Consider the following 8,688-nt stretch of genomic DNA (forward strand, 5'->3'; position numbering starts at 1 on the left):
TAATTGCTAGAGGCTCCTAGCAGGAACAAGCCGCACTTGTAGTAAACTTTTGCCTATTGCCTCTTGCCTCTTGCCCTTGCGCGTAGCGCTATAACTGATTCAACCAATTGGTCAAATCCACTTCGGTTTCAAAATCTAACAACGCTACTCCTAAATCCTCCAACTGCTCAAAAGATAATTCCTCAATTTGACTTTGTAATTGGGGATTGATTTCACCTAGGCGACGGTTAAGTAGACGCTTAATTAAATTAAGCTCATTGCGCTTGCCTTGTTCTAATCCCTGTTCTAATCCCTGTTCTAATCCTTGTTCTAATCCCTGTTCTAATCCTTGTTCTAATCCTTGCCGAATAATTCGTTGATAAACTACTGACTCTTGCATCATATCCTCCCGAAAATAAGCTTGAATTAACTGCTCATCAAATTTCACCCCAGCCAACAGTTGCACGCAAGCAGATAGGTTACGCTGCTGTTGTCTATCTTCAATCATATCGATTCTGGCTGCTACCTGGGATAGCAGGTTTTCTGGCACTTCCGCTTGTGCTAATACTGCCAAAGGTAGTAACCCTGGGGTGGTAAGTAATGGTTGTGGATCACATTCCCAAATCCGAATCACCCGGTAGCGGAAGGATAAGTTCCTCTCGGTAAATTGATTGACAAATACTCCGGCTAATCGGGTTGGTTTGAGAAAAATTATTACCTGTTCAATATTACAACGATACTGCCGATATAACCTTACCCAATAATCGATCATCCGCAGGGGTAAGGGAGGTTCAGATTGGGGTAAGGTTTGAAATTCAAAATGCAAAATAGCATCAGCAACTCGCACAAAAAACAAGGCATCTGCCCGAATTGGTTCTGTGCTTAATTCCGTGTTGAGAATTTCGATATCCTCTGCTGGTTCTTGGTTAAACAACCAACGGGTAAAGGCTTGGGGATATTGTTCAACAAGATATTTTAGAGTACTATCGTAAGTCATTACATATAAAAGACAACTAAGTCAATTCTGGTTAACTAATTGAAAAGAGGGTTAAGAGCCACAAATTCGACCACTCGAACCTATCCCAAATCATCTTCAATAAATCCATGGGAAGGTATGTCGGAAATATTAGCCACTTAACTAACTCTTTAAATTCCCAGTAAACCCCGACAATCATTAACGATATATCGGGGTATAAAACCCATATAAAATGATTGCTATTGTTGGGTATTATTATTCAATAATAACACATTTATAACTAATAAATATTCGAGATATAGTTAATATTTTTAACATTTTATTTGAAAATATGAGAAATTAAATAAACTATAATATATGATTGATTAATTCTATGCAATAACTTTTTTTAACGAACTCTAAAACCCCAAAAAAAAACTTTTAAAAACCCTTGACAAACAAAAATATAATCATTACAATAATCAATATGAACCAAGTTAAACTTTTTCACAATGTCAGACAAATTTACTCGCAATTTCAAGAAAAAACCCACTCAGCACACTCTCAAAGGACCTCGTGAATCAGTAATCAATAGTATGCATATGCTGTATTCCCTAGGCTATGCAGAAATAGCTGAGTGGACTCCTCTAGAAGCGACCGATACTCCAGGAGAAGTAATTACTACTATGACCAAGTATTGGTTGTTGCCATAACACCTTGAATTTTGGGGGGGTTTCCCCCCCTTGGCCAAGGGTTTCGGAAATTTCTGACATATGTGATTGAAATAGCCGTAGATAGTATTTCTACGGTTATTTTTTTTGGTAATTAAGAATTAAGAATTAAGAATTAAGAATTAAGAATTAAGAATTAAGAATCGGGAATCGGGAGTGGAACTGGCATCTTGTGTAGAACTGGCATCTTGCCAGTTTCATTTTCAGGCGACCAGGATGCCCACTCTACTCCTATTCAGGGCAAAGACTAACTATATAGCAATATCCATGAAGCTCAGGAGATTGTCTTGATGCAGTCGCTCCTAAACTCCGAAACGTAAGTCTAAATTTACTTCTGACTTCTGACTTCTGACTTGCGCTATAGCAGTTCTAAATACCCAATTGAGAACTGCTATAAACAACAGAGCTAGATTCCCAACCGTTGATAAACCTCGTCCAAATGTTTCAAATGCTGCTGGGGATTAAAACATTCTTCTATTTCAGAAGGGGTTAGCTTACTCGTAACGCCAGGATCCTTAATAATCAAATTGTAGAAGTTTCCCTCAGGTTTATTCCAAGCTTGATGAGCACAAGACTGAACAACACTGTAAGCATCTTCCCGATTCATCCCCTTTTCTACTAAGGCTAACAACACCTTTTGGCTAAAGACTACACCGCCATAAACATTCATATTCCGCTTCATGTTTTCTGGATAAACCAACAAGTGTTTCACTAAATCTGTGATTTCCACTAACATGAAGTGAGTTAAAATACACACATCTGGCAGAATGACTCGTTCTACAGAAGAATGAGAAATATCCCGCTCATGCCATAGGGCAACATTTTCTAGAGCAGCCACCGTATGACCTCGCAGGATTCGTGCCATCCCGCTTAGCCGTTCAGAACGAATTGGATTACGTTTGTGTGGCATAGCAGAAGACCCTTTCTGTCCCTTAGAAAAGAACTCTTCTACTTCTAAGAGATCGGTTTTTTGAAGATTGCGAATTTCTACAGCAAACCGTTCAATGGTTGCCCCTAACAGAGCAAACTGCTGGACAAACTCACCATGGCGATCGCGAGAAATAATTTGGGTTGAAGCAGTATCAGGTTGCAGTGACAGATTTCGACATGCGATCGCTTCCACTTGAGGGTCAATATTCGCATAGGTTCCCACAGCACCAGAAATCTTGCCCACAGATATGTTTTCACGCAGAGCCACTAAGCGATCGCGATGGCGGCAAACTTCTGCTAACCAACCGGCCAGCTTAAAACCAAAAGTAATTGGTTCAGCATGAATTCCGTGAGAACGACCAATCATCACCGTGTAGCGATGTTGTTGTGCCTGGTAGCGAATTGCTTGAGCAAGCTTCTCAATATGTTCGAGGATAATATTTACACTAGCAACCAGTTGCAGTGCCAAGGCAGTGTCTAAAACATCCGAACTAGTCAAGCCTAGGTGAATGTAGCGTCCCACATCCCCGACATACTCATTCACATTAGTCAGAAAGGCAATCATGTCATGGCGGACTTCTTGCTCAATCTCTTGCACCCGCTTGAGGTCAAAATCCGCCTTTGCCTTAATTTCCTCTACTGCTTCACCAGGAATCTTACCCAGTTCCGCTTGTGCTTCACAAACAGCTATTTCCACCTGAAGCCAGGTTTTGAGCTTGTAGGTATCCGTCCACAATTCGCCCATCTCGGGTAGGGTGTAGCGCTCAATCAATTCCCATATCGCAGAACACAACCTTACCATTATAGCACTTATCAATGGCATGACGGACTTTCGTCTTTAGTTTTAGGGAGTCGGGAGTCGGGAGTCGGGAGTCGGGAGTCGGGATGTAGTGCTGCCAAAGGGTTTTTATACGGGGCTTACAAGGTATTGAATCGACCTGATCAGAAGCATAAACGCTATATAATTGATTAATAATTAATGATTAATCATGGGTCAAACCCCCTATTGCCTATTGCCTATTGCCTGTTGCCTATTGCCTGTTGCCTATTGCCTATTGCCTGTTGCCTATTCCCTATTGCCTGTTGCCTATTCCCTATTCCCTATTCCCTATTCCCTATTCCCTATTCCCTCTTGCCTGTTGCCTTTTGTCACCTACCATCACCAATTTCCCTCTCAATTCTGGGTCTATATTAATTAATTGAGTACCAGATCAAATAATCGGAGGTCACACTTGACTAATACAGGTCTGATAAAACACCTAAAATGGGCTAAACGGGCTCTAATTGCTTTAATACTCCCAATTTTAATACTCCTATGGGCACCACCAGCCCTTGCCCAACCTGATCTCACGATCACCCCTAAGACTATGACTGTGGCAGGTACAAGGGGTTCTAGCACCACCCGCAGCTTACTCGTGCGCACGACTAACGTCATCAAGGATTTACAAATCATCTGCCTAGACCTGAATACTCAGGATGGCCAAGAAATTTTCCCCGCTAAGTTGATTCAGCCTACTTTACCAGGGGAGGAGATTGAGGCCAATAGTCTACTTTCTATCCCGATCGAGTTTCAATTAGATCATGCCCCCAAAAGTGGAGAATTTAGTGGTGAATTTCTGATCAAGTACTCAGAAACTGAACTAAGCGTACCATTAACAGTCCGAATTAAAGACCCCTTCCCCATACCTCTGGGAATCATATCCATTGGGGTTGTATTGAGCATAGCTGTGTCCGGCTACCGTAACCGAGGTAAACTACGGGACAAAATTCTGGTGCGGGTTGGTCAATTGCGTACCCAACTGCGCAGTGACCCCCAATTAGCTGATACATCACTAGCCGATCAATTTAACTCCATACCAAATCCCTTCAAGACCAGAATTGAAGCCCATCTGCTAGATGTCGATATGGCTTTGCAGGGGGAACGTTGGAACGATGGTAATCAGGCAATCAAGCAAGCAGAGTCAGTGTGGCTAAAATGGCGCAAAGGTCGTGAGGACTGGCTAGCACTCCTGAACTATGCTCAGACCCTGGAACAAAAAATACCCACCACTCCCGATCTTGACCCCCGTTATCTACAGTCAGTACGCCGTAATTTGCAACAGGCAATCCGAGAGGCACCTGAGCAAAATCCTCAAGACTTGTATCAGCAGTTAGATGACTTTGGAAAACAGATTAATCAATACCTGCAACTGGATGCTAAACTCAGCGACTTGGACAACCTGCTGGTGGAAACCACAATATCAACACAAGAGTTACAGACTTGGCAACGTCAGGAAAAGACTTTGCGCACTAAGTTGAATAATCTCGAACCTACAGATAAAAAAGCTGCTCAGGAGTTGAATGGTCAAATCGAAAAAGCCATCACTCTACTAACTAAACAAATACCAGCTAACTCCACTAAGTTAGGCTTCCTGATCAGCCAACCTGAATTATTGCAGAGAGCACCAGGGATCGATACACCACGGATAGTTATCCAAGAGCCAAGACTAGCAAAGTTTCGCCTTTGGATTTTCTCTGCAATCAGTTATGCGATCGCAATCGTCCTACTTGCTGGTAGTGGCTTCATTGAGCTATACACCTATAAATCCACCTTTGGTGCTAACCTCTGGGCTGACTATGGAGTCCTCTTGGCTTGGGGGTTTGGTGCCGAAGCCAGCCGGGATGCCATTGCAAAAGTCGTGGCAAATTTGGACTTACCAGGATTGAATTGAACCTCCCCATCCGTCCCAGGAATGGGGTATCCTTTGCACAACCTATTACAGGTTAGCAGGTTGAACGCGCTGCATCGCTTGACAGCAAAGCGGGACTAAGTCCCGCTTTCAACCAAACCACCTTGGCCAAAGGCCACCCATGCGCGTTCAACTCCCAAAGGCGAACAACCGAACATCAGTAATTCAATTAATAGGTAGCAATAGGTTGTTAAATTGGTGTTACTTGGGCAAATTGACTGGGAACTATATAACTGTAACCACATTGGATTTTTCAGTCAATCGGGATTAACGTGTCAAACACAAAATCTTTAACTGTTGAGCTAAAACAAGCTTTTCTTCGATTAATTGCCCAGCAGACAGGATTAGTTATTAAAGAAGCAGACCAAGACAATTTAATTGAAACCATCCTTGTGAGAATAAAATTTCTCAAATTTGGTTCACCAGAAAGTTACTATCAGCTCTTAAAAGCTCCAACTATAGAAAGTAATAAAGAATGGCAAAAACTGGTTATTTTGCTTACTAATACTGAAACTTACTTTTGGCGAGATCAAGGTCAGTTTAATACCTTAAAAGACTACATTATACCAAAAATAATTCAACAGCAAAATAACTACAAAACAATTCGGATTTGTAGTGCAGGTTGTTCAACTGGAGAAGAACCCTATTCTATTGCTATTCTCATCCATACAATTCTGCCTGACTTAGAAAAATGGAAGGTTAAAATTTTGGGAATAGACATCAATAACTATGCCCTAGAAACTGCAAAAAAAGGAATTTACAGTTCTTGGTCATTTAGAAATATTAATCCAGACATAAAGCGTGACTATTTTCGGGTAATCAACAATTCCTATTACATCGATAATCGTATCAAAAAAATGGTCACCTTTAAAAGAGTTAATTTAGTCAAAGATTCATTTAACAAGCAAAACTATGATCTAAAATACCTTGACTTACTTATTTGCCGTAATGTTTTCATTTACTTTGACTATTCTGCTAAAGCCAAGGTTTTAGATAAATTTTATGATACCCTCAAACCCTTAGGATATCTGATCACAGGTCATGCTGAACTATATGGTCATAATTTAAGCAAGTTTGAGACAAAAGTATTTCCAGAATCCCTAGTCTATCAACGTAGAGCCAATAATTTAATCCTTAAAACACCTCCTTTGGTATCCCTAAGCAGTGAGGTAAAGAGTGAGCCAAAGTCACCTCCGGTAAAGAACTTATCATTAGACGTCTTGCAGAAGTCACGACCTTCGCAACAGGAACCGATAACAGCAACATTTAGTAATACACAAAAAACTAATGTTGCAATAGATATATGGTCGGTTAATGATACCCCTATCAACATAATCAAGTCTCAAGAAAATACCAAGTTTCAAAAAACTGCTCAGGAGGTGATCACAGAAGTAGAAATTCTTTTACAAAAATACGATTATGTTTTAGCAATTAAACAATTAAATAATTTGCTAAAAATACATGGTAATAATTTTCAGGCTTATTATCTCATGGCTCAAATTCACGCCAATATTGGTAAATATGAAGAAGCAATTAACTATTGCCAACAAGCTTTAGCTATAGATTACCTTTCTGTTAGTCCCTATTACTTGTTGTCACAAATTGCTGAAGAGCAAGGAAATCTAGTAGAAGCCAAACGGATTTTAAAAAAAATTATTTATATTGAACCATCTTCTATTAGAGCTTACTTAGATATAATCCATATTTTTCAGAAAGAAAAAAATAAAAAACAAACCATAAAGATGAAGCAAGTACTTATTAACATCCTCAAGCAATTATCTCCCAATACTATAATAAAAGACTATCAAAATATGACTGCTGATGAACTAATAATAAAACTTGAAACAGAATTAAACGATTATTGACTATAGCAAAGGGAGCACGGAGTAGCGATGCAGCGGGTCGCACCTCTTAATGCAGGGCATCGCTATTCCCTCTTCTCTGTTCCCTGTTCCCTGTTCCCTGTTCCCTGAATTGCTATAAATAGAGCGAGTAATAAAATGAAAGAGTGTCACTATCTCACCTTTAGCTTAAATAACTGCCTTTATGGCGTCAGCACTGTTTACGTAGAAGAGATTTTTTTTCTACCAGAGTTGACACCGATTCCAGAAGCAGATCCTGATATCGTTGGTGTGATTAATCTCCGGGGTGATATTTTGCCAGTCATGGATCTTAATCTCAGCTTTAATTATCAATCACCAGGCTATCGCTTAACAGATAGTGTAGTAGTTTTAAAATCCGACAAGGTACGAGTAGGCATCATTGTTAATGAAGTCTATGAGGTAAGACATATATCCCCCTCAGAAATTAGCACTGAACTTTCTCATGGTCGAGACTGGGCAAGAATTGAGGAAAAAAAATTCATCGCTGGTATTGCCAGGAGTAGAGAAGATATTTTAATCCTGAGTAATCCAGAAAGTTTACTCCAGTATGTAGAGACACAAAATATTGCCTCCGTTGAAGACTCCCTGGAAACAGAAATTCAGGATAATAATCACCATGAATCTCAATTGTTATTAGTCCAAAATCCTGTATTTTGCCCAAATGCTACTCGGTCAGAACGAGAAGTTTTTCGGAAACGAGCTGATCAGCTAAGGCAGTCGGAAGACAGTCAAGATGTAAAGGATTTAATTCCCCTAGCAATAATTGTTTTACATGGTGAATTATTTGGCATTGAATTAAAAATGGTGAGGGAGTTTACCCCTATTCGCAAAGTCACTCCTATTCCCTGCTGTCCAGCCCATATCATTGGGAACATGAACCTAAGAGGGGAGATTCTTACCTTAGTTGATATTCGCGGAGTATTAAATCTACCGCTGATGGAGAGAATTGATAGTTCTCAAGCAATGGTTGTAAAGCTTGAGGATATCGTTGCTGGTATAACAATGGAAGAGGTATGTGATGTAATTTTCCTGAATCCACAGGAGATAACAGCAGTGCCAACTGGGATAAATTCAGGTCAGTATGAATACATTCAGGGGGCAGCTCCCTATCAAGAAAAAATAATGAGTATTCTTAATTTGCAACAAATTTTCCTGAATGGTGGGTTAGTTATTAATCATTAGAGCTTTTGTAATCCAACATATAGGGTTTATCATACTTATCAGGTACACTCAACTTAGTTACCTCTACACCGAAGATCCCGCGCAACCCCAAGGGCGGGGTACCTCACAAAATTGAGAACTGCTATAAATGATTAGTGGGTACCAATATTTTTTTGAAATTGGTATAGCGGTTTTTATCCTAATGAGGTACGAATAGTTTTTTCTATCTCTCCTGAGGGAAAGTTCCCGATTCCCGATTCCCGATTCCCGACTTTTATAAACTTTTGATTAGATATTTATTAATGATTTGTAGCAATTCT

Annotated in this window: 7 protein-coding genes; 5 read left to right on the forward strand and 2 right to left on the reverse strand. The window is 40.1% G+C overall.

Features of this window, described 5'->3' with window-relative positions; genetic code table 11:
* Positions 1–88: 88 nt before the first annotated feature.
* Positions 89–976 carry an Rpn family recombination-promoting nuclease/putative transposase gene (locus tag AC4II3_RS28970; protein WP_488029127.1) on the reverse strand — a complete coding sequence of 296 codons (888 nt, stop codon included), beginning with the start codon at positions 974–976 and terminating at the stop codon, positions 89–91.
* Between the two features lie 470 nt (positions 977–1,446).
* Between AC4II3_RS28970 and AC4II3_RS28975 the strand changes: the two genes are divergently transcribed.
* Entirely contained in the window at positions 1,447–1,647 is a 201-nt protein-coding gene (locus AC4II3_RS28975) for a hypothetical protein (RefSeq protein ID WP_488015915.1), read from the forward strand.
* A 424-nt stretch (positions 1,648–2,071) separates the two neighbouring features.
* Here AC4II3_RS28975 and purB read toward each other — a convergent pair whose 3' ends face one another.
* Positions 2,072–3,367 carry an adenylosuccinate lyase gene (gene purB / locus AC4II3_RS28980; protein ID WP_488015922.1) on the reverse strand — a complete coding sequence of 432 codons (1,296 nt, stop codon included), beginning with the start codon at positions 3,365–3,367 and terminating at the stop codon, positions 2,072–2,074.
* Between the two features lie 217 nt (positions 3,368–3,584).
* On the opposite strand from purB, the gene AC4II3_RS28985 reads away from it, so the two are divergent.
* The 4 genes from AC4II3_RS28985 (at position 3,585) to AC4II3_RS29000 (ending at position 8,389) form a co-directional block, all read left to right on the forward strand.
* Complete coding sequence (locus AC4II3_RS28985; protein WP_488015917.1) at positions 3,585–3,794, forward strand: hypothetical protein; 210 nt, start codon at positions 3,585–3,587, stop codon at positions 3,792–3,794.
* Between the two features lie 33 nt (positions 3,795–3,827).
* Positions 3,828–5,306: a hypothetical protein gene (locus AC4II3_RS28990; RefSeq protein WP_488015919.1), complete on the forward strand. Its 1,479-nt coding sequence runs from the start codon at positions 3,828–3,830 to the stop codon at positions 5,304–5,306.
* Positions 5,307–5,596: 290 nt separating this feature from the next.
* Positions 5,597–7,189: a CheR family methyltransferase gene (locus AC4II3_RS28995; RefSeq protein ID WP_488015921.1), complete on the forward strand. Its 1,593-nt coding sequence runs from the start codon at positions 5,597–5,599 to the stop codon at positions 7,187–7,189.
* Positions 7,190–7,324: 135 nt separating this feature from the next.
* Positions 7,325–8,389, forward strand: a complete 1,065-nt coding sequence (locus tag AC4II3_RS29000; protein ID WP_488016133.1) for a chemotaxis protein CheW — start codon at positions 7,325–7,327, stop codon at positions 8,387–8,389.
* Positions 8,390–8,688 lie beyond the last annotated feature (299 nt).

It is taken from the genome of Moorena sp. (assembly GCF_982860115.1).

Coding starts and splice junctions, on each gene's coding strand:
- AC4II3_RS28970 (WP_488029127.1), bottom strand. CDS start 976: ATGACTTACGATAGTACTCTAAAATATCTTGTTGAACAATATCCCCAA.
- AC4II3_RS28975 (WP_488015915.1), top strand. CDS start 1,447: ATGTCAGACAAATTTACTCGCAATTTCAAGAAAAAACCCACTCAGCAC.
- AC4II3_RS28985 (WP_488015917.1), top strand. CDS start 3,585: ATGGGTCAAACCCCCTATTGCCTATTGCCTATTGCCTGTTGCCTATTG.
- AC4II3_RS29000 (WP_488016133.1), top strand. CDS start 7,325: ATGAAAGAGTGTCACTATCTCACCTTTAGCTTAAATAACTGCCTTTAT.